The sequence below is a fragment of the Amycolatopsis thermophila genome (genome assembly GCF_030814215.1).
Taxonomy (GTDB): domain Bacteria; phylum Actinomycetota; class Actinomycetes; order Mycobacteriales; family Pseudonocardiaceae; genus Amycolatopsis_E; species Amycolatopsis_E thermophila.
Genome location: NZ_JAUSUT010000001.1, coordinates 1,776,097 through 1,799,974 on the forward strand (window position 1 = coordinate 1,776,097; position 23,878 = coordinate 1,799,974).

The window sequence follows — 23,878 nt, forward strand, 5'->3', positions numbered from 1 at the left end:
GTACCGGCAATACGGTAGCCACTTGTGAACGCACGCACAAAGTGGCTGGTCAGCGGCATGACCGAAAGCACACCTAGCGCGCCGCGAAGGTGATCGTGTGCCAGCCGGTGGCGCCGTCGGGCACCACGTCCGCGATCCGCTCGGTCTGGGTGTAGCCGCTGCGGTCCGTCGCGCGCACGCGCACGAGGTGGTTGCCCGGTGCCGCCGGGACCTCCGCCCACCACATGCGCCACGCGTCGACGGTGACTTCGGTGGACAGCTCCGCGGGCACCCACGGCCCCTGGTCCACGCTCACCTCGACCCGGTCGATCCCGGTGTGCTGCGCCCACGCGATGCCCGCGACGCGCACCTGACCGGCGGCCACCGTGCCGTGCGGGGCGTCGATCCGGGATTCCGTCTTGATCGGCGCCTGCTCGGCCCAGCCGCGTTCGAGCCAGTACGGCGTGCGCGCGTCCCACGTGGTGACCTCGAGTTCGCGCACCCACTTCGTCGCCGAGACGTACCCGTAGAGACCGGGCACGACCAGCCGCGCCGGGAACCCGTGCTCGATCGGCAGCGGCTCGCCGTTCATGCCGATCGCGAGCATCGCGCCGACGCCGCGATCGGTCATCGCGGACAGCGGGGTGCCCGCGGTCCAGCCGTCCTCGCTGGTGGAGAAGACCTGCTCGGCGCCGGGCTGCACGCCGGCCTCGTCGAGCAGGTCGGCCAGGTCGACGCCGATGAACCGCGCGGTCGAGATGTAGGGCCCGCCGACCGGGTTGGACACGCAGCACAGCGTGACGATCCGCTCGACCAGCGGCCGGTCCCGGATGTCGGACCAGGACCAGGTGATCTCGCGGTCGACCATGCCGTGGATCCGCAGCGACCAGTCCTCGGTGCGGACCTGCGGCACCACCAGCGCGGTGTCGATCCGGTAGAAGTCGGCGTTGGGCGTGAGGAACGGCGGGGTGCCGAACTTCGCGAAGTCCGCACCCGCGGGCACCGGCGGCGCGGTCCGCGCGGGGACGAGCGGGCCGACCGCCCGGCGCGAGCCCTCGGCGTCCTTGCTGGTGCCGATCAGCTGGCCGGCGACCCCGGCCACCCCGGCCCCGGCCACCGCGATCAGGAAGTTCCGGCGCGCCGGCGACTCGTGCCACCCGTCCAGCGCGCTGCGGTGCAGCCAGGCGAACACCGCGAGACCGGCGACCAGGCTGGCCACCGGCGCCAGCAATGCGACCTGCCCCAGGTCCGGCCGCGTGGCCACGGCGACGCCGCCGAGCACGCCGACCACGAAGACGAACACCAGGCCGGGCGCGGGACGGCGGCGCGAGGCCAGCCCGGCGCCGACCGCCAGCGCGAGCGCCACCACGGCCATGCCGGTCAGCAGCACGGCCTTGTCGGCGGTGCCGAACGCGTCGACCGCGAAGTCCTTGAGCCACTCCGGGGTCACGTCGATCGCCGCGTTGCCGACCGCGAAGAACGGGGAGGCGTTCGGGCCGACGAACGCGGCCACCAGGTGCCCCGCGCCGAGCGCCGCGACCAGGGCGATCACGCCGATCAGCCCGGCGACGGGCGCGGACAGCCGAGGGGGCTGGGCCGGGTTCGTGCTCACCCCACCAGTCTGGCCCGGTTCAGGTGAGCGCGGCGCGAAGCCGGTCCTCCTCCACCTTCCAGTAGCCGTGCTCGGCGCCGTCGACGAGGATCACCGGCACCCGGTCGCCGTACTCGGCCCGCCACTCGGGGTCGGTGTCGACGTCCTCGGCGCGCCACGGCACACCCAGCTCGGCGCAGATCCGCTCGACGTCCCGCTCCGCCGCGACGCACGCGGAGCAGCCCTGCCGGGTCATCACGGTCACTTCGTGGGCCATGGGGGAATCATCCCCGCAGCCGGACGCGGCGCAGCTTCCCGGTCGGCGAATGCGGCAGCCGCTCGGCGAACTCGACGGTGTGCGGCACCTTGTAGCCGGCCAGGTTCGCCGCGCAGTGCTCGACCACCTGCTGCTCGGACAGCGACGCCCCGGCGACCGGCACCACGACGGCCTTGACCGCCTCCCCGCTGCGCTCGTCGAGCACGCCGACCACGGCGGCCTCCGCCACCTCCGGCAGCTGCGCGATGACCTCCTCGACCTCGTGCGGGAACACGTTGAAGCCGTTGACGATGATCAGGTCGTTGGCGCGGTCGACCAGGTGCAGGTCGCCGTCGTTGTCCAGGAAACCCACGTCACCGGTGCGGAACCAGCCCTCGGCGTCCGGGCCGTGCGCGCCGTCCGGCCAGTAGCCGGAGAAGAGGTTCGCGCCGCGGACCGCGACCAGGCCGGTGCCGTCGCCGTCGTCGTCGAACACGTCGTCCGGGTCGTCCGGGTCCAGCGGCACCGGCTCGCCGTCGCCGTCCGGCCCGACCAGCCGGATCTCCACCCCGGGCAGCGGACGCCCGGTCGAGCCCGGCTTGGGGTAGCCGGTGACCAGCGTCGACGTCACCACCGGCGCGGTCTCGGTGAGCCCGTAGCCCTCGTACACGCCCAGCCCGGTCTTCTCCCGGATCGCGGCCAGGACCTTCGGGTGCAGCGGCGCCGCGCCCGACGTGAGCAGCCGGACCGTGGCCAGGCCCCGGCCCAGCTCGTCCCGGTCGAGCGCCGCCAGCTCGGCGTACATCGCGGGGACGCCGCCGATGACCGTGACCCGGTGGTCCGCGCACGCCCGCAGCGCCTGACGCGCGTCGAACCGCTCGGCCAGCACCGCCGTCGCGCCGACCGCGGTGGACAGCAGCAGGCCGGGGCCCAGTCCGTAGACGTGGAACAGCGGGATCGCGATCAGCACCCGGTCCGGGTGCCCGACCGGCTTCGGGTCCAGGCTCCCCAGCTGGTCGAGGTTGGCCAGCAGCGCGCGGTGCGACAGCATCACGCCGCGCGGCGGTCCGGTGGTGCCCGACGTGTAGGACAGCACGGCGATGTCCTCACCACCGCCGGTGGCGGGGAAAACCTCACCGGGGCCGATTTCCGGCCGCAGCACGGGCACGTCCGGCGTCCCGTCCTCGGGATCGCGGCTGATCACCAGGCACGCGCCGCTGTGCGTGAGGACGGTGTCCAGCTCCGGGCGCGGTGACAGCGGCGAGACCGGCACCGCGATCGCACCCGCCCGCGCGACACCGAACAGGGTGACCGCGAAGTCCGCCGAGGTGGGCAACCGCAGCAGGACGCGGTCGCCGGGCCCCACGCCCTGGCCGGTGAGCCGCCGCGCCAGGCCGGCCGCGGCGGCGTCCAGCTGCGACCAGGTCAGGCTGAGACCGGCCGCCGTGTCGATCACCGAGACCGCGTCCGGCCACTGCTCCGCGGCGCCGGAGAGCAGGTCGGCGATGTTGCCCGTGTGCATGAAATCAGTGTGGCATTCGCTCACCCGTCATGGGGAAGCTCGCCGATCGTCGCTCTTCCGAGACCACCACCACTACCTACTTCCGGGTAACTACCCGTATGCTGCTTCTCGCGTCTTCAGTGGTGGTGATCACTCGGGGTCGGACAGAGGAGTCGCCGTGACGAACTGGCTTGCCGCCCGCCCAGCGGGTCTGCACGTCGGCACGGTCGCCCGCGTGGACGAGGTGCCGGACGAGCAGGCGGGGCCGTGGGCCCTGGTGCGCGCCGCCCAGCAGGGCGACAACGCCGCCTTCGGCGTGCTCTACGACCAGTACGTGGACGTCGTGTACCGCTACGTGTACTTCCGCCTGAGCGACCGCGAGCTCGCCGAGGACATCACCAGCGAAACGTTCCTGCGCGCACTGCGCCGGATCTCGTCGGTCAGCTACCAGGGCCGCGACGTCGGCGCCTGGTTCATCACCATCGCCCGCAACATCGTGCTCGACCACCTCAAGTCCAGCCGGTACAAGCTCGAGGTCGTCACCGACGAGGTCGCCGACTCGGGCACCGCGGCCTTCACCGGCCAGACCGTCGCCGAGGCGGGGCCCGAACAGCAGGCCGTCACCAGCGCGACGCGGGACGCCCTGCTCACCGCGATCGCCGACCTGGGCGAGGACCAGCGGGAATGCATCGTGCTGCGGTTCATCCAGGGCCTGTCGCTGGCCGAGACCGCGCGGATCATGAAGCGCAACGAAGGGGCGATCAAGGCGCTCCAGCACCGCGCCGTGCGCAAGCTCGCACAGCTCCTGCCGGACGCGTGGCGCTGACCGCGTAACAACCGGACGGTTTGCGTCGTTGCAGGACATGTGGGCGAACCCGGGTGGACGGCGCGTGAGCTGGAGGTAATCTCCGGTCTGCGCGGGCTGGGGCGCACCGTCGAACCGGACGAGGACACCAAGGCGCGCATCCACCGGGACATCGAGCGGAAGCTGGAGAAGGAGCCGAGCCGGCGCCGCCGCGCGCTGGCGACGGTCCTCGCCGCCGCGGCCGCGCTGATCGTCTTCGCCGGCGGGGTCGGGCTGCTGCTCTCCCGCGGCTCCCTGCCCGGCGACCCGCTCTACGGCGTGAAGCGGGCGAGCGAGTCGGCCGAACTGCAGTTGACCTTCGACGAAGCGGCGCGCGGATCCAAGCACCTGCAGTTCGCGTCGAACCGCCTCGACGAGCTGGCCGCGATGGGGACACCCGGCGCCGACGCGTTCCTGACATCGTTGTCGGCGTTCGCCGCGGAGGCGAAGGCCGGAACGGCGCAGCTCACCGTGCTCGGCGTGCAGGGCGACACCGCCCGCCTCGGCCAGTTGCGGAGCTGGGTGCACGAGCAGAGCGGGAAGCTGAACGGCCTGCACGTGCCCGCCGGGGCGCAAGCCGGGTTCGCCGAGGCCGGCGCCCTGCTCGGGCGCATCGACGTGCGCGCGGTGAGCCTGCTGGACCGGCTCTCCTGTTACCGCATCACCAGCGGCGAGGCGGACGACCTCGGTGCCGTGCCGGCGGGTGGCGAGTGCGCCGAACCGCCGGACGCCGTCCTCGGCGCCCCGTCCGCGGAGCCGCGGCCGCCGGTGACCGGCCTGTCCCCCGCGCCCGTCGAGGTCGCCACGCCCCCCACGACGACCGGCAGCGCCACGCCCGTCGTGCCGCTGCCGACCAATCCCGTGCCGTCGTCGGGCACCGCCGGGACGCCGACGGCCCAGTGGCCGCCGATCAGCGCGCCGACCAGCCCGCGTCCCCCGGACACCTCGACCACCTCCCCGCCGCCGCTGATCTCGATCCCGCCGCTGATCCCCGGACTGCCCGGGATCGGCCTCGGCTGAGGTCAGTGCAGGAACTTGAGGCCGGCCACCCCGCCGACGACGAGTCCCAGGCACACCAGGCGGGCCGCGGTGGCGGGCTCGCCGAGGGCCACCATGCCGTAGACGGCGGTCCCGATCGCGCCGATGCCCACCCACACCGCGTACCCGGTGCCGATCGGGATCGTCCGCATGGCGTACGAGAGCCCGGCCATGCTGGCCGCCAGCGCGACGACGAACAGCACGCTCGGCAGCGGGCGGGTGAACCCCCGCGCGGCGTTGAGGGCCACCGCCCACGCGGTCTCGAGGAATCCGGACACGATCAGCACGACCCACGCCACGACACGCACCTCCGACGACGAAAACAGCCTGTTCCCCGTCGTCTTGTCCGGCCGGGTACGACGGCTCGTCCGGGGTGGCGCACCACCGGGGCCGAGGTTACCCCGCGCGGGGCCGACGTCCTGGTCAGCGGCGCCGGTAGGCCATCCCGGCGGCGACCGCGCCCGCCACGGCCCCGGCCCCCAGTACGGAGGGCACCCCGATCTTCGCCGCCTTCCGGCCGGTCCGGAAGTCGCGGATCTCCCAGCCGCGGGCGCGCGCGACCTCGCGCAGGCCGGCGTCCGGGTTGACCGCCACCGCCGTGCCGCACACCGACAGCATCGGGATGTCGTTCGACGAGTCCGAGTACGCGGTGCACCGGCGCAGGTTCAGGCCCTCCCGTGCGGCCAGCGCGCGCACCGCGTGCGCCTTGGCCCGCCCGTGCAGCAGGTCGCCGACCAGCCGTCCGGTGTAGACGCCGTCCACGTGCTCCGCGACCGTCCCCAGCGCCCCCGTCAGCCCGAGCCGTCGCGAGATGATCGCCGCCAGCTCGACCGGCGTCGCCGTCACCAGCCACACCCGCTGGCCCGCGTTGAGGTGCATCTCGGCCAGCGCGCGCGTGCCCGACCAGATCTTGTCGGCCATCAGCTCGTCGTAGATCTCCTCGCCGACCTGGTTCATCTCGGCGACCGTCTTGCCCGCGACGAACGACAGCGCCTGCTCGCGGCTGGACTGCACCCCGCTGTGCGACTCGCGCCCGCCGACCCGGAACTTGATCTGCTGCCACGCGAACCCGGCCAGATCGGAGGTCGTGAAGTACTTGCGCGCCGCCAGGCCGCGCGCGAAGTGGAAGATCGACGCGCCCATCATCATCGTGTTGTCGACGTCGAAGAACGCGGCGGCGGTCAGGTCGGGTGGGGCCGGGGGCAGGTCGAGCTGCGACTCCATGGCCACGGCGGCCTCCGCGGACGCCTCACCGGCCATCTCGGCGAGCCGTTCGCGCTCCGGGCCGTCACCCCTGCTACGCCACACGCACACCGCCTCCTGCACTTGTTCCTGGGGTCAGCGTAGCGAGCACGTGAGGGATCCGGATCAGGCGATCCCCACGAAGCGGGCGGGGTGTGGTTCCATCTCACGACTCGTCGCGATCCGGGGGAAACGCCATGTCAACCGTGCTCTTGGGCCTGGTCAGCCTGCCCGCCTACCTGCTCATGCTGTGGCCGCTCGTCGTCGCCGCGCGCCGGGTGCTGGGGGTGCGCATCGGGACGATCCGGGCGCTGCTCGGCGCGCTGGCGGGCTGGATCGTGGCCGGTTTCCTGGCCCAGCAGATCGTGCCCGTCACGCGCCATTCCGTCGCGATCTACCTCGGGTTCCTCGTGCCGCTCGCCGGGTGCGCGTTCCTGGCGACGCTGGTCTTCCTGTTCCTCGCCGAGATGGCCGTCCCCAGCGGCGGCGGGCTCGGCCTGATCGGGCGTGCCCAGTCGGTGCGACGCCGGGTCACCCGCGCCCGGCGGTACTCGCAGATCACGCGGATCGCGGTCAGGCACGGCATCGGGCCGTACCTGACCGGGCGGCGTGTCACCGACCAGGGGCGGCACGCCACGCTCGCCCGCTCGCTGCGGCGCGCACTCGAAGACGGCGGGGCGACGTTCGTCAAGCTCGGCCAGGTGCTGTCCACCCGGCCGGACGTGCTGCCGCAGGCGTTCGTCGACGAGCTGAGCCTGCTGCAGGACCGTGTCGCGCCGGTGCCGTTCGCCGAGGTCGAGCGCGAGCTGGAGGCCGAGCTGGGCCGCCCGCGGCGCGAGGTGTTCGCCGAGTTCGACCCGGAACCGCTCGGCGCGGCGTCGATCGCGCAGGTGTACCGCGCGCGGCTGCACAGCGGCGAGGACGTCGTGGTGAAGGTGCGCCGGCCCGGTATCGACCGGGTCGTGGAGCGCGACCTCGACATCGTGTTCCGGGTCGCGAACTCGCTGCAGGTGCGCGCGGAGTGGGCCCGGTCCCTGGGTGTGCTCGACCTCGCCGAGGGGTTCCGCGCCGCGCTGACCGAGGAGCTGGACTTCCGCGTCGAGGCCCGGAACCTGGCCGCGGTGGCCGCCGCCGAGACCGGTTCGGCCGTGACGCTGCCCGCCGTGCACGCGGACCTGTCCGGCGAGCGCGTCCTGGTGATGCGCCGCCTGGACGGCGTGCCGGTGCGCGAGGGCATCGGGGCGGTGCCCGCCGAGAAGCGCGCGACGCTCGCCCGCGGGCTCCTGGACTCGCTGCTCCGGCAGGTCCTGCTGCACGGCGTCTTCCACGCCGACCCGCACCCGGGCAACGTGCTGCTGCTCGGCGACGGCACGCTCGGCCTGCTCGACTTCGGCTCGGTCGGGCGTCTCGACTCGTCGCTGCGGGCCGGGCTGGCGGACCTGTTCGCCGCCGTCGACCGCGGTGATGCCGAAGGGCTGCGCGACGGGCTGCTGGAGATCGTGGACCGGCCGGACGAGATCGACGAGCAGCGCCTGGAGCGCGCGCTGGGTGCGTTGATGGCGAAGCACCTGTCGGACGGCCGGTCGCCGGACGCGAACATGTTCACCGATCTGTTCCGGGTGATCGCCGAGTTCCGGTTGTCGATCCCACCGGCGATCGCGGCGGTGTTCCGCGCGCTGGCCACGATGGAGGGGACCCTCGGCCTGCTGTCGCCGGGGTTCGACATCCTCGCCGCGTCGCGTTCGTTCGCCGGTTCGCTGGTCGGGGAACGCCTGCAGCCCGGTTCACTGCGCGGCGCGGCGACCGAGGAGCTGCTCACACTGCTGCCGGTGCTGCGCCGCCTGCCCCGCCGCGTGGACCGGCTCACCGCGGCGCTCGAGCACGGCCGGCTGAGCGTGAACGTCCGCACGTTCGCCGACGAGCGCGACCGGGCGGTGGTGTTCGGGATGCTGCACGAGGTGCTGCTGGCCCTCACCGGCGCGGCGACGGGCCTGATGGCCGTGCTGCTGCTGGCGAGCACCGGCGGCCCGCGCGTGCTGCCCGAGCTGACGCTGAACCAGGTGTTCGGCTACAACCTGCTGGTGATCAGCGCCCTGCTGGGCCTGCGCCTGCTGTTCGTGGTGTTCCGGGCCCAGCGCGGGAGACCGCGCTGACGCGGCGCCGGGCCGTGCCCTACCGGCGCCGCTGGTCGCGGGCGTTCCCGTGGCGGCTCTGTGTCCACCCGCCGGCGGGGATGCCGGTGATCGCGTTGACCAGTCGCAGCGTTCCGCCCACCACGCGGCCCACCGCGTACCCCATCCGCCTGATCAAGTCCATGCCACCATCGTGGCATGCGGGCGTCAGTCCTTGAACGGGCTACGCCGGTGCGCGAGCCGCCGGTACAGCGCCGTCTGGATGGACTCGCGCACCTGGTCGGTCAGCGAGAACACCAGCATCGGGTCGTCGAGGTCCTCCTCCGAGTAGGAGTCGGTGCGGATGGGCTCCCCGAACTCGATGTGCCACTTCGTCGGCAGCGGGATCGCGCCGAGCGGCCCGAGCAGCGGGAAGAAGGGTGTCACCGGGAGGTACGGCAACCCCAGCAGCCGGGCCAGCGGCTTCAGGTCGCCGATCTTCGGGTAGATCTCCTCCGCGCCGACGATCGAGCACGGGATGATCGGCACCCGCGTCCGCAGCGCCGCCGACACGAACCCACCGCGGCCGAACCGCTGCAGCCGGTACCGCGCCGAGAACGGCTTGCCGATGCCCTTGAAGCCCTCCGGCCACACGCCCACCAGCTCGCCCGAGCACAGCAGCCGCTCGGCGTCGGCCGCGCAGGCCAGCGTCTGGCCGGTCTTGCGCGCCAGCGCCCCCAGCAGCGGCGTCTGGAACACCAGGTCCGCGCCGAGCATCCGCAGGTGCCGGTGGTCCGGCGTCTCGTCGTGCACCGCGATCGCGGTCATCACCGCGTCCAGCGGCAACGTGCCGGAGTGGTTGCACACGATCAGCCCGCCACCCTCGGACGGCAGGTTCTGCACGCCGTGCGTGCTCACCCGGAAGTACTTCTCGTACAGCAGCCGCAACGGCGGCAGGACGAGGGTGTCGGTCAGCTCGCGGTCGAACCCGAACTCGTCGACCGCGTAGTGGCCGGTCAGCCGGTTGCGCAGGAACCCGAGCAGCCGCGCCACCGGGTCCGGGTCCGCCTGCGGGGCGGGCGTCTCCTCGGGCGGCGCGCTCTTCGCCGGGAACGCCACGACGGGAGCGTCGGCGGGAGTTTGCCCGGCCGTGGGCGGAACGTCCACCGGCTTCTCGCGGCCGGGTGCGTGGAGGGGGATGACCTGAGCTTCCACGCCGCTGGTCGTCACTGGTCTTGCCCCGCTTTCCTCTCTCTGGTCATCGGATTGCCGCCAGCAGCTTGCCGGCCGCACCGGCCAGCTGGTCACCGTCGAGCACGGGACGCAACCCGCGCCCGGTGACGTAGTCGTCGAAGGCCGCCTCGCTGGACCACCGCGGCCGGTAGCCGAACACCTCGGTCAGCCGGGTCGTGTCGACGACGCGCCCGTAGTTGAGCAGGCGCACCTGGTCCGGCGAGAAGTCCACCCTCGCGCCACGCAGCATCTTGGCCACCGTTCCCACCATGGCCCGCGGGACCGGCAGCTCGACCCGGCCCGCGCGCCGGATCGCTTGCGACAGTGTGAGTACCCCGTCGCCGCCGGCGTTGAACACGCCCGGCTTGTCCTCCAGGGTCGCCCGCTCCAGGATCGCCAGCGCGTCCGAGGAGTGGAGCAGCTGCAGCCGCGCGTCGTACCCGAGCACGGTCGGCACCACGGGGAGCGCGAAGTAGCGGGCCAGGACGGTGTCCACGTCCGGCCCGATGACGTTGGTGAAGCGGGTGGTGGTGATGGTGAGGTCCGGCCGGCGGCGGGCCAGGCCGCGCACGTAACCCTCCATCTCGACGGCGTCCTTGGCGTAGCCGCTGGAGGAGGCCGGGATGAGCTCGGAGTCCTCGGTGAAGACGGCCGGCGAGCGGGGCCCCGCGCCGTACACCGCGGCGGTGGACTTCACGACGAGCTTGCGCACCTTCGGCGCGCGCTGGCAGGCCGCGAGCAGGCGCATGGTGCCGATGACGTTGACTTCCTTGATCGCCGGGCGGCGGGCGGGGCCCGCCGGGTGCACGGTGGTCGAGCAGTGCACGACGGTGTCGACCCCGGCGGTGTCGATGACCTTCGCGATCAGCGGGTTGCGGATGTCGGCCCGGACGAACTCGGCGTGCCCGAGGCGCTGGAGGATCTTCCGGGGCGGCGGCGCGGTGTCGACGCCGATGACCCGCTCGAGGTCCGGGTTGTTGCCCAGCCGTACCAGCAGCCTGCCTCCGAGTTCGCCGCCGACCCCGGTGACCAGCACGACGTTGGACGCCATGAAACCCCCTGACAAGGGTGTGGGATGTGGTGTTCGCGGCAGTCGCCGATGCTACCCCGGAACCTGGCCCGAGTCAGGAGCCCTCACACGCTGTTAACCCAGGTCAGGGACTTTCGTACGGATCGCCCGAATGCGCGCGGCCCGCCCGGTGATCCGGACGGGCCGCGTGGGCAGTGGTGCACCGAGGGCTTACTTGCCCTGCTTGCGACGCTGCATCCGCGTCCGGCGCAGCAGCTTGCGGTGCTTCTTCTTGGACATGCGCTTGCGGCGCTTTTTGATCACCGAGCCCACGGGTGCTCCTTCACGGTTCGTCTTCTTCACACGCTGCCCAGCGCAACGTCCAAAGAGTTGAAGCGCTACAGGCACGAGCGGTCTTCAAGGTTACCGGGCGGGCCCGCGCGTGAGCGCGGGCCCCCGGCCTAGTGCGTTCTTCCGACGCCGCGGAGCGTCAACCCACGTCGAAGTAGGCGCTCTCCAGGTATTCGTGGACTGCCTTCTCGGGCACCCGGAACGACTTGCCGACGCGTACGGCCGGTAGCTCGCCCGAGTGCACGAGCCGGTAGACGGTCATCTTGGAGACCCGCATCAGCGTGGCCACCTCGGCGACCGTCAGGAACTGGACCTGCCCGACTGCGGGCACGTCCTTGTTGTTCGACGGCATACGTCACCGTGCCCTTCGACACGTGTCGTGCCGCTCGGCTTCCCCACCGGGCGGTACCGACACGCACGTGCTTCACCCTTGAGGGTAGCGGGACACCTGGGACCAATGCGACGGCCGGCCGGTACTTTCCCGCGAAAGTGCCCGGACGGTGGCGTCCGTTCGGCCTAGTCAGGGGCGGTGCGCAGGCCTTATTCGTGCGCCTTGCCGAGTTCCACGGAACGGTCCCGCGCGGCCTCGATGGCGGCCAGCAGCGCGGCCCGGACGCCGTGCTTCTCCAGTTCCCGGATGGCGTTGATCGTGGTGCCGGCGGGCGAGGTGACGGCCTCGCGGAGGATGACCGGGTGCTCGGAGGTCTCGGCGAGCATCTTCGCCGCACCCACGGCGGACTGGATGATCAGCTTCTCGGCCACCGCGCGCGGCAGGCCGAGCAGGATGCCGGCGTCGATCATGGCCTCGACCAGGAAGAAGAAGTACGCCGGACCGGACCCGGACAGCGCGGTGACCGCGTCCTGCTGCGACTCGGGCACCTCGACGACCTCCCCGACGGTCGCCAGCATCTCCTTCACCAGCGCGACGTGCTCGGGGGTCGCGTACCTGCCGGGCGACACGGCGCTCATGGCCTCGCCGACGACCATCGGCGTGTTCGGCATCACCCGCACGACCGGTACGCCGTCGGGCAGCCGCCGCTCGTACAGGCTGGTGGGCAGCCCCGCGCACAGCGACACGACCAGGGAGCCCGGCCCCACCAGGGGCGCCAGCTCGGCCAGCACGGGCTCGATGTCCTGCGGCTTGACCGCGACGACCAGCACGTCGGCCCGTTTGGCCGCCTCACCGACCTCGACCCCGGCGATGCCGTACCGCTCGGTCAGCTCCGCGGCGCGCTCCGGGTGCCGCTCGGTGAACAGCAGCTCCTCCGGGCCGCGACCGCCCTGCAGCAGGCCCGCCAGCAGCGCCTCACCGATCTTTCCCGCACCCAGAACCGCAGTCACCGTCATGCCACCAGCGTGCCAAAGCGCTCCGGGCCCCACTTCGGGAGGGGCGTCAGGGCGCGGGCGCCAGTGCCAGCTGCCTGGCCTGGCAGACGAGCCGTCCGGCCGAGTCGATCACCGTGGCGTCCGAGTCGAACCACGACTCCTGCACGGTGCGGCAGTCGACCTGCACCCGCAGCCAGCCCGGCGCCGGGCGGGCCCGCACGAGGGCCGTCATCTGGGTCGTCGGCGCCCAGCCGAGCCGTCCCAGGTTGAACACCACGGGCGGGTTGATGTCGGCCGCGAGCAGGGCGAAGTAGGGGTCCGGCAGGGAGTGGCGCGGCTTGACCCACAACCGGAGCCGGGGCGGGTCGCCGTGGCGGCCGGCCAGGTAGCCCGCCGTCGCCGGATCGATCCGCACCTCGCAGCCCTTGGACAGGTTGAACGCGCCCTCCGAAGTTTCGCCGGTCAGGTGGATCGCCCGCGGCGGTGGCTCGGCCGGCATCTGGGGCAGGTCGGTCCACTCGGCGCGGCGGGCGGGCAGCCGCCCGGCGGTGACCATCGCCTCGACGCAGCTGCGCCCGCGCTGCTCCAGGCGCACCGACACGACCGTCGCGCGGCGGCCCACCTTGCGGATGTCCGTGCGCAGCAGGGCCGGGCCGACCGCGGGTGGGCGCAGGAACTCGGCGCTCACCGCGAGCGGGTCGGTCGAGGGTTCACCGCGCTCGGTCAGGATCGCCAGCGCGGCGCGGGCGATCAACGCCATCAGGAACCCCCCGTGCGGGTGGCCACCGATGGACCACTCGTGCCGCAGGTCCGCGGTCAGCGTGCCGTCTCCCAGCGACCGGACCGCGCAGGCCACCTCGAAGGCCCTGGGGTCCGGTACCTCCACCGCGCTCACGAACGGCTGACCAGCGCGCGGAGGAAGAAGGCCAGGTTCGCGGGCCGTTCGGCCAGCCGCCGCATCAGGTAGGCGTACCAGTGCTCCCCGAAGGGCACGTAAACCCGCACTGTCTCCCCCTCGGCGGCCAGGCGCCGCTGCTCGTCGGGCCGCACGCCGTACAGCATCTGGTACTCGTAACTGCCCTGCTTGCGGCCGTACCAGCGGGCGCGTTCGGCGAGGATCGCGATCAACCGCGGGTCGTGGGTGGCGAACATCGGGTAACCGTCACCGGCCAGCAGCAGGTTCGCGCAGCGGACATACCCGAGGTCGACCTCGTGGGCGCGCGAGAACGCCACGTCGTCCGGCTCGGCGTAGGCGCCCTTGCACAACCGGATGCGCGAGTCCGCCACCGCGAGCGCCCGCACGTCGTCCTCGGTGCGCCGCAGGTAGGCCTGGACCACCCCGCCCACCCACGGCCAGGTGCGGCGCAGCTCGGTGAGGGCGCGCAGGGTCGCATCGGTGGTGGTGTGGTCCTCCATGTCGAGCGTGACGGTGGTGCCGCACTGCTCGGCCGCCGCGCACACCCGGTAGGCGTTGTCCAGGGCGAGCCGCTCGTCGAGCCGCAGGCCGAGCGCGGACAGCTTGACGCTCACCTCGACCCGTGCGGACAGGCCCTCGTCGTAGAGCCGGTCCAGCAGCGCCAGGTAGGTCTGCACGGTCCCCTCGGCGTGGCCCGGCTCGGTCACGTCCTCGCCGAGGTGGTCGAGCGTCACCCAGAGCCCGTCGTCCACCAGCCGCCCCACGCAGGTGACCGCGTCGGCCACCGTGCGCCCGGCGACGAATCGCTCGACGACCCCGGAGGTTCCCGGCGTGGTCGCCACGAGGTTTCGGACCACCTCGCTTCCGGCGGCGGCGAGGATCAGCGAGCGCAGCGGGTTCACGACAGAAACTTTACGTGTTCATCTATCGGAAGCCCATGATCCGCCGCGGCGCGGGACGAACAAAGTTGATCTTGTAACGACCGTCACTGGCCCAGGTGGAAGCGGGCGAACAGCAGGGCTTCGGCCAGATCGCGGGCGCGGTCCGCCGCGCTCACCGCCCGGCGCGTGTTGACCTCGAGAACCACCTGTCCGGTGAACGAGGCCGCGACCAGCTTCTCCAGGAGCTCGGCGCACGGCTGTGTGCCGCGGCCCGGGACGAGGTGCTCGTCCTTCGGGACACCCGTCCCGTCGGCCAGGTGCACGTGGGTGAGCCCGGGTCCCATCCGGTCGGCGAGGTCCATCGCGTCCATGCCCGCCGCCGCGCTGTGCGACAGGTCGAGCGTGTAGTGGCGGTACCCGACCTCCGTGGGGTCGATCGACGGCCGGAACGCCGACACGCGCGCGTCGCGGCGGCCACCCGGCGGCCGGACCTTGAACATGTTCTCGACCGCGATCTCGACGCCGGTCTCGTCCTCCAGCTCGGCCACCAGGTCGGCGAACATGTCGCCGTAGCGGCGCTGCCACCGGAACGGCGGGTGCACGACGACCGTGCGCGCGTCCAGCTCGATGGCCGCCTCGACGCTGCGCCGGAGCCGGACCACGGGGTCGGGCGACCACACCCGCTGCGTGATCAGCAGCGACGGCGAGTGCACGGACAGCACCCGCACGCCGGTTTCCCGGGACAACCGCCGCAGCGCGCCGACGTCCTGGCTGAGCGGGTCGACCCAGACCATCACCTCGACGCCGTCGTAGCCCAGCCGGTGGGCCAGCTCGAACCCGGCGCCGGCCCGCAACGGCCAGACCGACGCGGTGGACAGACCGATCGGTACAGGCACGCTCGCACTACCTCGACAACAACAGCAACGCCGCGGGCGAGACGGTCACCACGAGACCGACCAGCACCGCGAGCACGGTGGTCTGGATGTCGTCCGCGCGGCGGATGCGCCGCACGATCCACACCAGCCCGACGATCACGACCAGCGCGGCGATCAGCGCCGCGGCCGGGATCTGGCCCCACAGCCAGTTGAAGCCGAGCCACACCGCGGCACCACCGACGACACCGGCGGCGAGCTGGCCCGCCATCGACAGCCACTGCTTCGCCGGCGACGGCTCGGTGTCCCGGCCGGCCTTCGTCCCGGCGGGCTCGGCGTCGGCGTCCTCGGGCTCGTCCTCGTAGTCGAACGACTCCCCGGCGGCCTCCTCGGCGGGGCCGAAGTCGCCGAACTCGTCGACGTCGTTGTCCTCGTCGGCGAACGGGTCGTGGAACCCGGTGGCCTCGAGGTCGGGCTCGTCCTGCTGCGGCGGGCGGCCCGGCGCGAACGGCGGCGGGGACGCGAACCCGGACGGGTGCTCGCCCGCGGCCGGCACCGGCGGCATGATGCCGACCTCGGTGTCCTCGTTCTGGACCTCGTCGCGGCGGCGGCGCCACCGCTGCAGCCCCGCGGGCGGGGCGGCCAGGCCGGCGGGCGGACCGTCGGGAAGCGGGTCCGCCGGCGGCGTGACCTCGCCGACCGGCTCGAACTGTTCCGTGCTGGGGTCCGGCGGCGGGGTGACCCGCGCCGGGGCGCGCCGGGGACGGCGCGGCGGCGGGAAGGTCCCGGTGGCGCGGCCGCCGGTGGGCGGCACGTCCGGGTCGACCGGCGCGTCGAGGCCGTCCAGACGGGCGGACAGCCCGGTCGCGGTCTCCTCGGCCGGCCGGCGGCGCAACGGCGGTGGGGCCGCGTCCGCGGGCGGCGGCACCGGCAGCGCACCCGACTCCTGCGGCGGCAGCGGCAGTGCGCCCGACTCCTGGGGCGGGCGGCGCAGGAAGCCCGAGTCCTGCGGGTGCGGGCGCCGCAGCGGCATCGACTCTTGCGGCGGGGGCGGCAGGGCGCCGGTGTTCGGGCGCGCGAACCCGCCCGAGTCCTGCTGGCCGCGGCGCGGCAGCACGCCGTTGTCGGGCCGGGGCATCGCGGGCGGGCCCTGCTGACCCGGCGCCTCGGGCGGCACCGGCCGCGGGAGGGCCGCCGAGCTCTGCTGGCCCGGGTTCTCCGGCGGCGGGACCGGCCGCGGCATGGCCGCGGAGCTCTGCTGACCAGGGGGAACGGCCGGGGGTACGGGCGGACCGGGGGGCACCGGCGGCGGGCCGGGCTCCGGGCGGCGGAACCCGCCCGAGTCCTGGCGACCCGGCGAGTCGGGCATCGCACGACGTCCGCCGTTGCGGCCGGCCGGCGGCGCACCGTTCGCGGGCGGCGGCGCACCGTTGGCGCGCACCCGGTCGATGATCGCCTGCGGACCGGTCTCCGTGACGTCACGGGCCCGGCGCGGGCCGTCGTTCTCCTCCGGCGCCACGTCCTCGTCGTCGGCCGCGCGCCGGCGACGCCGCCGGCCCTCGATGTTCCCGCCGTGCAGGGCGAGCAGCTCGGCGACGGTCTTCTGCGAGCGGTCTTCCCGGCTCTCTCGGCTCATCGTGTCATCCCAACCAGCGCGTAGGGCCACAAGACGCGGGCTCGTGTACCGCACACGCCCACCACCGCCTTACGCATCCTTCCGCCTTTCACCGTGCCTGATCGAGCTCACCGAGGTCCAGCCGGTTGCTGTCACCGGTGGTTTTGCCGCGGCGAACAGTCGCCTCGTCACCGTTGGAGTGATCGAGTCGCCGCAGGATGACGCCCTCTCGCAGCGCCCAGGGACAGATCTCCAGTTCTTCCAGCGACAACGCCCGCATCGCAGCCTGGGCCACCAGGGCGCCCCCGGCCAGCTGGTGCGCCCGGCTCGCGCTGACCCCCTCCAGTTCGGCGAGGTCGGCCGCCTCCATCCGGGAGATGAACGCGATGAGCTGCCGCAGTGCGGTTTGGGACAGGGTACGGCGTACCCGGGGACCGGCTGCGGAGGGAGCCGCCCCGGTCAGCCTGGCCAGCGAGCGGAAGGTCTTCGAGGTCGCCACCACACGGTCCGGCGTGCCCAGCTTGGCGACCCGTTTCGCCAGCGGGGCCAGCTGGTCCTCCAGCCACGCCGAGGTCGCCACCAGCTCGGACCGGGTCGGCGGGTCGTGGGCGAACCGGGTGCGCGTGATGCGGCCGGCGCCGAGCGGCAGTGACTCGGCGAGCTCCGGCTCCTCGTCGATGCCCATCGCGACTTCCAGCGAACCGCCCCCGATGTCGAGCACGAGCAACCGGCCCGCCGACCAGCCGAACCAGCGGCGGACCGCGAGGAAAGTCAACCGCGCCTCGTCAACCCCGGACAGCACGGTCAGGTCGACACCGGTCTCGTCGGCGACCTTCCGCAGCACGTCGTTGCCGTTGTCGGCGTCGCGCACCGCCGAGGTGGCGAACGCCATCAGCTCCTCGCAGCCGAGCTTCGCGGCGGCGGCCTTCGCGCTCTCGACGGCCTCGAGCAGCGCCTGGGCACCCTGCTTGGAGAGGTGGTTGTTCCTGGTGATCTGCTCGGCCAGCCGCAGCACGGTCTTCTCGGAGTGCATCGGCGTCGGGTGCGCACCACGGTGCGCGTCCACCACCAGCAGGTGGACGGTGTTCGAACCGACGTCGAGGACCCCTAGGCGCACAAAGCCCTACGGTACCGGGCCACCTCGTGTGCGGCCGCAAAGTGCCGGATTGGCCACCTCTGCTTGTCAGGACTCGAACTTGTACCCCAGACCGCGCACGGTGACCAGGTGGCGCGGCGAGCCGGGGTCGGGCTCGATCTTCGAGCGCAGCCGCTTGACGTGGACGTCGAGCGTCTTGGTGTCGCCGACGTAGTCCGCGCCCCACACCCGGTCGATCAGCTGGCCGCGGGTGAGCACCCGGCCCACGTTGCGCAGCAGGTACTCGAGCAGGTCGAACTCCTTGAGCGGCAACGACACCTCGTCGCCGTCGACCGTGACCACGTGCCGCTCGACGTCCATCCGCACCGGGCCGGCCGCCAGCACCAGCGGCGCCAGCTCGCCGTCGCCGCCGGTCTCCCCGCCGCGGCGCAGGACCGCGCGGATGCGCGCGATCAGCTCACGCGCCGAGTACGGCTTGGTGACGTAGTCGTCGGCGCCCAGCTCGAGCCCCACGACCTTGTCGATCTCGCTGTCCCGCGCGGTCACCATGATCACCGGCACGGCCGAGCGCTGCCGCAGCTGCTTGCAGACGTCGGTGCCGCTCATGCCCGGGAGCATGAGGTCGAGCAGGACGATGTCGGCGCCGTTGCGGTCGAACTCGTCCAGGGCCTGCTGGCCGGTGGTGGCGACCGCGGCCGTGAAACCCTCCTTGCGGAGCAGGAAGGCCAACGGGTCGGCGAACGACTCCTCGTCCTCGACGATGAGCACTCTCGTCACTACTTTCCTCCCTGGGTCCGGCCGTCCTTGGCGGCGGTCACGAGCCGCGACAGCTGCGTGGGGGTGTGTTTGTCGCGGGCTTCGGGGGTTCCGTCCCCGTTGCGCCCGGACTGGTGCATCGGGATCCGCAGTGTGAACGTCGATCCCGTGCCCGGCCTGCTCCACAGCTTCACCTCGCCACCGTGGTTGGCGGCGACGTGCTTGACGATGGCCAGGCCGAGTCCCGTTCCGCCGGTGGCGCGCGAGCGCGCCTTGTCCGCGCGGTAGAAGCGTTCGAAGACGCGCTGCTGGTCCTCCTCGGCGATGCCGATGCCGCGGTCGGTCACGGCGATCTCGACCAGGCCGCCGGACAGCCGGCGGCTGATCGACACCGGGCTGCCCGGCGAGGAGTAGTTGACGGCGTTGTCGAGCAGGTTCGACAACGCCGTCACCAGGAGCGTCCGGTCGCCCTCGACGAGCAGGCCGCTCGGCTCGTCGGTGGTGATCTCGATTTCGCGCGATTCGGCGGAGAGCCGGGTGCGGCCCAGCGCCTCGCGCACCACCGCATCGACCTCGACCACGTTCAGGTCGGGCAGCCGCTCGGCGCCCTGCAGGCGCGACAGCGCGATGAGCTCGCTGACCAGCGTGCCCAGTCGGGTCGACTCGTGCAGGATCTTGCCGCCGAAGCGGCGCACCTCCTCGACGTCCTCGGCCGCGTCCAGCACCGCCTCGGCGAGCAGCGCGATCGCGCCGACCGGCGTCTTCAGCTCGTGGCTGACGTTGGCGACGAAATCGCGCCGGACGGCCTCCAGCCGGGCCGCCTCCGAGTGGTCGACCGCCTCGACGACCGTGAACCCCTCGCCCAGCGGCCGGATCTCGGCGACCACGGCCTCCGGCTGGCGGCCGCGGGCCTCCAGCGGCGACAGGTCGATCTCGATCGCGTCGCCGGTCTCCTCGACCTGCTCGGCCGCGACCCGCGCGCGCGGGTCGGCACGATTGGCCTGCACCAGTCCGAGCGCCTCGGCGCGACGGTTGAACAGCACCAGGTCGCCGAAGCGGTTGAGCACCAGGATGCCGTTGTTCGACGAGCGCACCAGCCGGAGCAGCAGTTCGGCGACGGTGGGACCGGACGGCCGCCGCTGAGCCCGCCGTTTCCGCACCTGCGGAACGAGGAAACCGGCGACCAGGCCGACCAGCAGACAGCCGACGGCCAGCAGGACCGCACCGGGCGCACTCACGGGTGAATCGTAAGCATGGAGGTGACCGTTTGGCCTAGTCCTGGCTGCCTTCTCGTGATTGCCGTGACACCTTCACGCCCCGTGTTCGCACCCGGTTCAACCTGCGTTTACTCACCCAGCGCCGGCCCGTGACCGTTCACCCCGTCGAGACGCGCGAGCTCCTCTTCGGACAGCCGCAGCGATCCGGCGGCGATGTTCTCCTCGAGGTGGCCGACGCTGCCCGTGCCCGGGATGGCGAGCACGTTCGGACCCTGGTGGAGGGTCCACGCGAGCCGCACCTGCGCCGGGCTGACGCCGTGGTCCCGCGCGATCGCCGCCACCGTCTCGTCCTCGGCGCCGCTGGCGATGGCGAAGAACGGCACGAACGCGACCTTCTGCTCGGCGCAGAGGCGGACGAAGTCGTCGTCCTCGCGGCGCGCGGTGAGGCCGTACTGGTTCTGCACGCACACCACCGGGGCGATGTCCTGCGCCTCGGCCAGGTGCTCCGGGGTGACGTTGGAGATGCCCAGGTGCCGGATCAGGCCCTTCTGCCGCAGCTCGGCGAGCGCGCCGAACCGGTCGGCGAGCGACCCGGAGCCGCGGTCCAGCGTCGCGCCGATGCGCAGGTTGACGACGTCCAGGTGGTCGCGGCCGAGCTGGCGGATGTTCTCCTCGACCTGCAGGCGCAGCTGCTCGGGCCGGGCCTCCGGCAGGACCTCGCCGTCGGGCCCGCGCACGGGACCGACCTTCGTGGTGATCACCAGGTCGTCGGGGTAGGGGTTGAGCGCGGTGCTGATCAGCTCGTTGACCGAGCGCAGCGGCGAGAAGTAGAAGGCGGCGGTGTCGATGTGGTTGACGCCCAGCTCGACGGCGCGGCGCAGGACGGCGATGGCCTGGTCGCGGTCGATCCGGCCGCCACCGGAGATGGCCAGCCGCATCGCGCCGTAGCCCATGCGGTTCACGGTGAGGTCGCCCAGCTGCCAGGTGCCGGCCGCGCCGGCGTTGATCGTTTCGGTCATGACTCCAGGTTGGTCCGGTCCGCTCGGCTCGTCCGCGATTGGCAACTTGCTGCCACACTGGTCGTCATGGAGTCTGCGGGCGTCCTGATCAGGGGCGAAACCGAGTTGTTCGCGCGGACGGCCCACCTGTTCGCGTCGGCGCGGGAGGTCTTCTGCGCGGCCAACGACCTGCACACGTGGGCGGCCGCGCACCAGGTGCCCACGGGCCGGCAGGACATGACCGGCCGGACCGTGCGGAAGCTGTACCGGCCCGCGTCGCTGCTGCAGGCCGGCGGCGTGGCGCACCTGCGCGAGCGGGAACGGCTGGGCGCCCGGATCCGGATCACGCGGGACGAGATCAACGAGACGATCGTGCTCGACCAGAAGGTCGCGATCCTCGCCGCCGACGTCGTGGGCGTGGACCGCGGCTACTCGGTGATCACCAGCCCCGAGGTGATCAGCAGCGTCACGTCGCTGTTCAACGCGGCCTGGCGCGCGGGCACCGACCTGGCTGTGTACGACGCCGGGTTCGCCGAGCTGCGCGCGCTGGCCCCGCGGATCCTCGACGAGCTGGCGACCGGTTCGAAGGACGAGACGGCGGCGCGAGCGCTGGGGCTGAGCGTGCGCACCTACCGGCGGCGGGTCGCCGAACTGATGTCCGCACTCGGCGCGACGTCCCGCTTCCAGGCCGGGGTTCGGGCGCGGGAACTAGGACTGGTCTAGCGCCTCGAGGTGGTTGCGGAGCACGGCCAGCGTCGCGTCGGCGGGCCACAGGTCCGGATGCAGCACCCCGCCCAGGCTCAGGCCGTCCAGCAACGCCGTCAACCGCACGACCTCGGCGTCGAGATCGGGCAGGTCGAGCGCGGTCAGGGCGCGGCGGACCAGTGCGCGGGTGCCGAGCGCCGACTCGCGGGCGAGGTCCGCCAGGCCCGGGTCGGTGCGCGCCGCGCCGGCGAACTCGAGGAACACCGTCACCTCCGCGCGCCGGACGTCGTCGAGCGGCAGCAGCTCGGCGAGCAGCTCGACCCGCTTCGCGCGGCGCTCGGCGGCGGACAACGCGCCGACGTCGCCGAGAGATTCGACCTTGGCGGTCAGGCGTGCGGACACCCGGTCGATCACGGACCGCATCGCGAAGCGCATCAGGTCGGCCTGGTTGTCGAAGTAGTGCCGCACCGAGCCGACGTTCAACCCGGCCTCCACCGCGACGGTCCGCAGCGACACCCGATGCAGCCCCTCGCGCACGGCCAGCCGGAACAGGGCGTCGGCGACCTCGGCGCGACGGCTGTCCGCATCCACCACCTTCGGCACCTGGTCTTTGTATCACAGTTGTGCTAACTTCGATTTATCACAAGTGGGATATAAAGGAGGGGGCAGGTCATGGAAACGGTGCTCACCGTGCTGTTGGTGCGGTTCGCCCTGATCGCGGCCGTGGTGGTGGCGATCGCCCTGGTTGCGTTCGCGGTCGTGCTCGTGCTGCACCGGCGGGGCCGGGGTGATCAGGCGCGGCGGGTGGCGCGGACCGCGGCGGAGCTCGCCACGCGGCAGATCGCGAACCGGCGTCGCCGATGAGCGCCGGGGTGGTGCACCACCTGCTCGCCGACCTGGTGATCAAGGGGGCGATCGCGCTCGGCGCGGTCGTGGTGTTCGTAGCCGGCGCGGTGGTGCTGTGGCGGCGGATCGGCCGTTGAGTGCGCGGAAGCCCGGCTCCCCGGGGGGAGCCGGGCTTCCGGGGTTACGTCAGCGGCCCTGGTTGGCGACCGCGGCGGCGGCCTCCTCGGCGGCCTTCGGGTCGAGGTAGGTACCGCCGGGGGTCACCGGCTCGAGGTTGTCGTCGAGGTCGTAGCGCAGGGGGATCCCGGTCGGGATGTTGAGGCCGGCGATGTCCTCGTCGGAGATGCCGTCGAGGTGCTTGACCAGGGCGCGCAGCGAGTTGCCGTGCGCGGCGACGAGCACGGTCTTGCCCGCGCGCAGGTCGGGGACGATCGCCGAGTCCCAGTACGGCAGGAGCCGGGCGACGACGTCCTTGAGGCACTCGGTGAGCGGCGCGTCGGGCCCGTAGCGGGGGTCGGTGTCCTGGCTGAACTCGCTGCCACGCTCGATCGGGGGCGGCGGCACGTCGTACGAGCGGCGCCAGAGCATGAACTGCTCCTCGCCGAACTCGTCGCGCACCTGCTTCTTGTTCTTGCCCTGGAGCGCGCCGTAGTGCCGCTCGTTGAGCCGCCAGTCGCGGCGCACGTCGATCCAGTGCCGGTCGGCGACGTCGAGCGCGATGTTGGCGGTGGAGATCGCGCGGCGCAGCAGCGACGTGTGGACGACGTCCGGCAGCAGCCCCGCCTCCGCGAGCAGCTCACCACCCTTGCGGGCCTCCTGCTGCCCGAGCTCGGACAGGGGCACGTCGACCCAGCCGGTGAACAGGTTCTCGGCGTTCCAGGTGCTCTGCCCGTGGCGGAGCAGCACCAGCGTCCCAAGTTCGGCCATGGTTGACAGCCTGCCACGTCACCGCGCGCGACCGGGCAACGCCCCAGGTCGCAGCCCCTCTACACACAGTGTGTTACCACCCGGTAGGTGACGCAGCGCCGACTCTTTCGCTGATTGAACACCGCTGAGGAAAGTGACACTTGCTGCATACGGTTAACACAGACAGTGAGAATCACTCGAACGGAGTAACCAGTAGTCTTGTGATTACTGGTGGACATCTGACAAGTTGGCTTACGTCCCGCTCGGCTGGAATTCCACGCACTCCCCAGCCGGACGCGGGGTACGACCGCAGCCTGTCTCCCCCTGCCGGGCTGCGGCCCCGCCGGCCCCGTTGGCACTCCCCCTCGCCACCGGGTCCAGAAGCGGCGGGAGCGTTCGCGGGGCGGCTTGAGTTCGCGACTCCCCCTCCCTCAAGCCGCTCCGCCCGCTCTTCCGGCGCGCTCGCTGCGCTCGCCGCCGGGCGGGCGTTCGCCGATTGTCTTTGGGGGGCGACCCCCCAAACCCCCACGGTGCGAGCTTCTCGCCTTGGCGGGCGCTGGGCGCGACGGTTTTGAACCAGCGCCGGTGC

Annotated in this window: 27 protein-coding genes and 1 riboswitch; of the genes, 6 read left to right on the forward strand and 21 right to left on the reverse strand. The window is 72.5% G+C overall.

Annotated features, from left to right (window positions below; translation table 11 throughout):
- Positions 1-73: 73 nt before the first annotated feature.
- From FB470_RS08650 to FB470_RS08660, 3 genes are read right to left on the reverse strand one after another with little or no spacing between them, the layout of a single operon-like run.
- Positions 74-1,591, reverse strand: a complete 1,518-nt coding sequence (locus FB470_RS08650; protein ID WP_306990265.1) for a molybdopterin-dependent oxidoreductase — start codon at positions 1,589-1,591, stop codon at positions 74-76.
- A 19-nt stretch (positions 1,592-1,610) separates the two neighbouring features.
- Positions 1,611-1,847, reverse strand: a complete 237-nt coding sequence (locus FB470_RS08655; protein ID WP_306990266.1) for a glutaredoxin family protein — start codon at positions 1,845-1,847, stop codon at positions 1,611-1,613.
- Between the two features lie 7 nt (positions 1,848-1,854).
- Complete coding sequence (locus FB470_RS08660; protein WP_306990267.1) at positions 1,855-3,348, reverse strand: AMP-binding protein; 1,494 nt, start codon at positions 3,346-3,348, stop codon at positions 1,855-1,857.
- A 214-nt stretch (positions 3,349-3,562) separates the two neighbouring features.
- Between FB470_RS08660 and FB470_RS08665 the strand changes: the two genes are divergently transcribed.
- Both FB470_RS08665 and FB470_RS08670 read left to right on the forward strand, forming a co-directional pair.
- Positions 3,563-4,153: a sigma-70 family RNA polymerase sigma factor gene (locus FB470_RS08665; RefSeq protein WP_306999137.1), complete on the forward strand. Its 591-nt coding sequence runs from the start codon at positions 3,563-3,565 to the stop codon at positions 4,151-4,153.
- Between the two features lie 39 nt (positions 4,154-4,192).
- Positions 4,193-5,191, forward strand: a complete 999-nt coding sequence (locus tag FB470_RS08670) for a DUF5667 domain-containing protein (RefSeq protein ID WP_306990269.1) — start codon at positions 4,193-4,195, stop codon at positions 5,189-5,191.
- Positions 5,192-5,193: 2 nt separating this feature from the next.
- Here the strand turns inward: FB470_RS08670 and FB470_RS08675 are convergent, their stop codons facing one another.
- Both FB470_RS08675 and FB470_RS08680 read right to left on the reverse strand, forming a co-directional pair.
- On the reverse strand, positions 5,194-5,508 hold the full coding sequence (locus tag FB470_RS08675; protein ID WP_306990271.1) for a DMT family transporter: 315 nt from the start codon (positions 5,506-5,508) through the stop codon (positions 5,194-5,196).
- Positions 5,509-5,540: 32 nt separating this feature from the next.
- A riboswitch (guanidine-III (ykkC-III) riboswitch) is annotated at positions 5,541-5,600 on the reverse strand.
- Positions 5,601-5,632: 32 nt separating this feature from the next.
- Positions 5,633-6,469: an HAD family hydrolase gene (locus FB470_RS08680; RefSeq protein WP_306999139.1), complete on the reverse strand. Its 837-nt coding sequence runs from the start codon at positions 6,467-6,469 to the stop codon at positions 5,633-5,635.
- A 179-nt stretch (positions 6,470-6,648) separates the two neighbouring features.
- Here FB470_RS08680 and FB470_RS08685 point away from each other — a divergent pair, with 179 nt between their 5' ends.
- Entirely contained in the window at positions 6,649-8,604 is a 1,956-nt protein-coding gene (locus tag FB470_RS08685) for an ABC1 kinase family protein (RefSeq protein WP_306990273.1), read from the forward strand.
- 19 nt (positions 8,605-8,623) lie between these two features.
- Here the strand turns inward: FB470_RS08685 and FB470_RS08690 are convergent, their stop codons facing one another.
- The 14 genes from FB470_RS08690 to FB470_RS08755 form a co-directional block, all read right to left on the reverse strand.
- On the reverse strand, positions 8,624-8,767 hold the full coding sequence (locus tag FB470_RS08690) for a hypothetical protein (protein WP_306990275.1): 144 nt from the start codon (positions 8,765-8,767) through the stop codon (positions 8,624-8,626).
- 23 nt (positions 8,768-8,790) lie between these two features.
- The gene (locus tag FB470_RS08695) at positions 8,791-9,792 is read right to left on the reverse strand and encodes a lysophospholipid acyltransferase family protein (RefSeq protein WP_306990276.1); all 1,002 of its coding nucleotides are present in this window, start codon (positions 9,790-9,792) and stop codon (positions 8,791-8,793) included.
- A gap of 28 nt (positions 9,793-9,820) precedes the next feature.
- Positions 9,821-10,846 (reverse strand): NAD-dependent epimerase/dehydratase family protein, encoded by a 1,026-nt coding sequence (locus tag FB470_RS08700; protein ID WP_306990277.1) that lies wholly within the window; start codon positions 10,844-10,846, stop codon positions 9,821-9,823.
- Between the two features lie 189 nt (positions 10,847-11,035).
- A complete protein-coding gene (locus FB470_RS08705) occupies positions 11,036-11,137 on the reverse strand; it encodes a 30S ribosomal protein bS22 (protein ID WP_017986394.1) in 102 nt (33 codons plus the stop codon).
- Positions 11,138-11,294: 157 nt separating this feature from the next.
- Positions 11,295-11,507, reverse strand: a complete 213-nt coding sequence (locus tag FB470_RS08710; protein WP_179772322.1) for a helix-turn-helix domain-containing protein — start codon at positions 11,505-11,507, stop codon at positions 11,295-11,297.
- 188 nt (positions 11,508-11,695) lie between these two features.
- A complete protein-coding gene (gene proC, locus FB470_RS08715) occupies positions 11,696-12,502 on the reverse strand; it encodes a pyrroline-5-carboxylate reductase (RefSeq protein WP_306990281.1) in 807 nt (268 codons plus the stop codon).
- A 46-nt stretch (positions 12,503-12,548) separates the two neighbouring features.
- Entirely contained in the window at positions 12,549-13,376 is an 828-nt protein-coding gene (locus tag FB470_RS08720; protein ID WP_306990283.1) for a thioesterase family protein, read from the reverse strand.
- On the reverse strand, positions 13,373-14,299 hold the full coding sequence (locus FB470_RS08725) for a proline dehydrogenase family protein (protein ID WP_306990284.1): 927 nt from the start codon (positions 14,297-14,299) through the stop codon (positions 13,373-13,375). Before FB470_RS08725 ends, FB470_RS08720 begins: the two co-directional genes overlap by 4 nt.
- 83 nt (positions 14,300-14,382) lie before the next feature.
- Positions 14,383-15,174: a sugar phosphate isomerase/epimerase family protein gene (locus FB470_RS08730; protein ID WP_370876454.1), complete on the reverse strand. Its 792-nt coding sequence runs from the start codon at positions 15,172-15,174 to the stop codon at positions 14,383-14,385.
- Between the two features lie 7 nt (positions 15,175-15,181).
- A complete protein-coding gene (locus tag FB470_RS08735; RefSeq protein WP_306990286.1) occupies positions 15,182-16,786 on the reverse strand; it encodes a hypothetical protein in 1,605 nt (534 codons plus the stop codon).
- Between the two features lie 88 nt (positions 16,787-16,874).
- Positions 16,875-17,882, reverse strand: coding sequence for a Ppx/GppA family phosphatase (locus FB470_RS08740; RefSeq protein WP_306990287.1), 1,008 nt, complete (start codon positions 17,880-17,882; stop codon positions 16,875-16,877).
- Positions 17,883-17,948: 66 nt separating this feature from the next.
- A complete protein-coding gene (locus FB470_RS08745) occupies positions 17,949-18,638 on the reverse strand; it encodes a response regulator transcription factor (RefSeq protein ID WP_306990288.1) in 690 nt (229 codons plus the stop codon).
- Positions 18,638-19,855 (reverse strand): sensor histidine kinase, encoded by a 1,218-nt coding sequence (locus FB470_RS08750; protein WP_306990290.1) that lies wholly within the window; start codon positions 19,853-19,855, stop codon positions 18,638-18,640. The genes FB470_RS08745 and FB470_RS08750 overlap by 1 nt, the downstream gene beginning before the upstream one ends.
- 107 nt (positions 19,856-19,962) lie before the next feature.
- Entirely contained in the window at positions 19,963-20,853 is an 891-nt protein-coding gene (locus tag FB470_RS08755) for an oxidoreductase (protein WP_306990291.1), read from the reverse strand.
- A 66-nt stretch (positions 20,854-20,919) separates the two neighbouring features.
- On the opposite strand from FB470_RS08755, the gene FB470_RS08760 reads away from it, so the two are divergent.
- The gene (locus FB470_RS08760) at positions 20,920-21,555 is read left to right on the forward strand and encodes a helix-turn-helix transcriptional regulator (RefSeq protein ID WP_306990292.1); all 636 of its coding nucleotides are present in this window, start codon (positions 20,920-20,922) and stop codon (positions 21,553-21,555) included.
- Here FB470_RS08760 and FB470_RS08765 read toward each other — a convergent pair.
- Complete coding sequence (locus FB470_RS08765; RefSeq protein ID WP_306990293.1) at positions 21,541-22,140, reverse strand: TetR/AcrR family transcriptional regulator; 600 nt, start codon at positions 22,138-22,140, stop codon at positions 21,541-21,543. The two genes, FB470_RS08760 and FB470_RS08765, sit on opposite strands and share 15 nt — an antisense overlap.
- 69 nt (positions 22,141-22,209) lie before the next feature.
- Between FB470_RS08765 and FB470_RS08770 the strand changes: the two genes are divergently transcribed.
- Positions 22,210-22,401, forward strand: a complete 192-nt coding sequence (locus FB470_RS08770; protein ID WP_306990294.1) for a hypothetical protein — start codon at positions 22,210-22,212, stop codon at positions 22,399-22,401.
- Positions 22,398-22,520 carry a hypothetical protein gene (locus FB470_RS08775; protein ID WP_306990295.1) on the forward strand — a complete coding sequence of 41 codons (123 nt, stop codon included), beginning with the start codon at positions 22,398-22,400 and terminating at the stop codon, positions 22,518-22,520. Before FB470_RS08770 ends, FB470_RS08775 begins: the two co-directional genes overlap by 4 nt.
- A gap of 49 nt (positions 22,521-22,569) precedes the next feature.
- Here FB470_RS08775 and FB470_RS08780 read toward each other — a convergent pair whose 3' ends face one another.
- Positions 22,570-23,310: a phosphoglyceromutase gene (locus tag FB470_RS08780; RefSeq protein ID WP_306990297.1), complete on the reverse strand. Its 741-nt coding sequence runs from the start codon at positions 23,308-23,310 to the stop codon at positions 22,570-22,572.
- Positions 23,311-23,878 lie beyond the last annotated feature (568 nt).

What these genes read in the sequence shown, in the direction of transcription:
- FB470_RS08710 (WP_179772322.1), bottom strand. Translation starts at nt 11,507, where the DNA reads ATGCCGTCGAACAACAAGGACGTGCCCGCAGTCGGGCAGGTCCAGTTC.
- FB470_RS08775 (WP_306990295.1), top strand. Translation starts at nt 22,398, where the DNA reads ATGAGCGCCGGGGTGGTGCACCACCTGCTCGCCGACCTGGTGATCAAG.
- FB470_RS08735 (WP_306990286.1), bottom strand. Translation starts at nt 16,786, where the DNA reads ATGAGCCGAGAGAGCCGGGAAGACCGCTCGCAGAAGACCGTCGCCGAG.
- FB470_RS08700 (WP_306990277.1), bottom strand. Translation starts at nt 10,846, where the DNA reads ATGGCGTCCAACGTCGTGCTGGTCACCGGGGTCGGCGGCGAACTCGGA.
- FB470_RS08680 (WP_306999139.1), bottom strand. Translation starts at nt 6,469, where the DNA reads ATGGCCGGTGAGGCGTCCGCGGAGGCCGCCGTGGCCATGGAGTCGCAG.
- FB470_RS08755 (WP_306990291.1), bottom strand. Translation starts at nt 20,853, where the DNA reads ATGACCGAAACGATCAACGCCGGCGCGGCCGGCACCTGGCAGCTGGGC.
- FB470_RS08655 (WP_306990266.1), bottom strand. Translation starts at nt 1,847, where the DNA reads ATGGCCCACGAAGTGACCGTGATGACCCGGCAGGGCTGCTCCGCGTGC.
- FB470_RS08770 (WP_306990294.1), top strand. Translation starts at nt 22,210, where the DNA reads ATGGAAACGGTGCTCACCGTGCTGTTGGTGCGGTTCGCCCTGATCGCG.
- proC (WP_306990281.1), bottom strand. Translation starts at nt 12,502, where the DNA reads ATGACGGTGACTGCGGTTCTGGGTGCGGGAAAGATCGGTGAGGCGCTG.
- FB470_RS08760 (WP_306990292.1), top strand. Translation starts at nt 20,920, where the DNA reads ATGGAGTCTGCGGGCGTCCTGATCAGGGGCGAAACCGAGTTGTTCGCG.
- FB470_RS08685 (WP_306990273.1), top strand. Translation starts at nt 6,649, where the DNA reads ATGTCAACCGTGCTCTTGGGCCTGGTCAGCCTGCCCGCCTACCTGCTC.
- FB470_RS08780 (WP_306990297.1), bottom strand. Translation starts at nt 23,310, where the DNA reads ATGGCCGAACTTGGGACGCTGGTGCTGCTCCGCCACGGGCAGAGCACC.
- FB470_RS08660 (WP_306990267.1), bottom strand. Translation starts at nt 3,348, where the DNA reads ATGCACACGGGCAACATCGCCGACCTGCTCTCCGGCGCCGCGGAGCAG.
- FB470_RS08690 (WP_306990275.1), bottom strand. Translation starts at nt 8,767, where the DNA reads ATGGACTTGATCAGGCGGATGGGGTACGCGGTGGGCCGCGTGGTGGGC.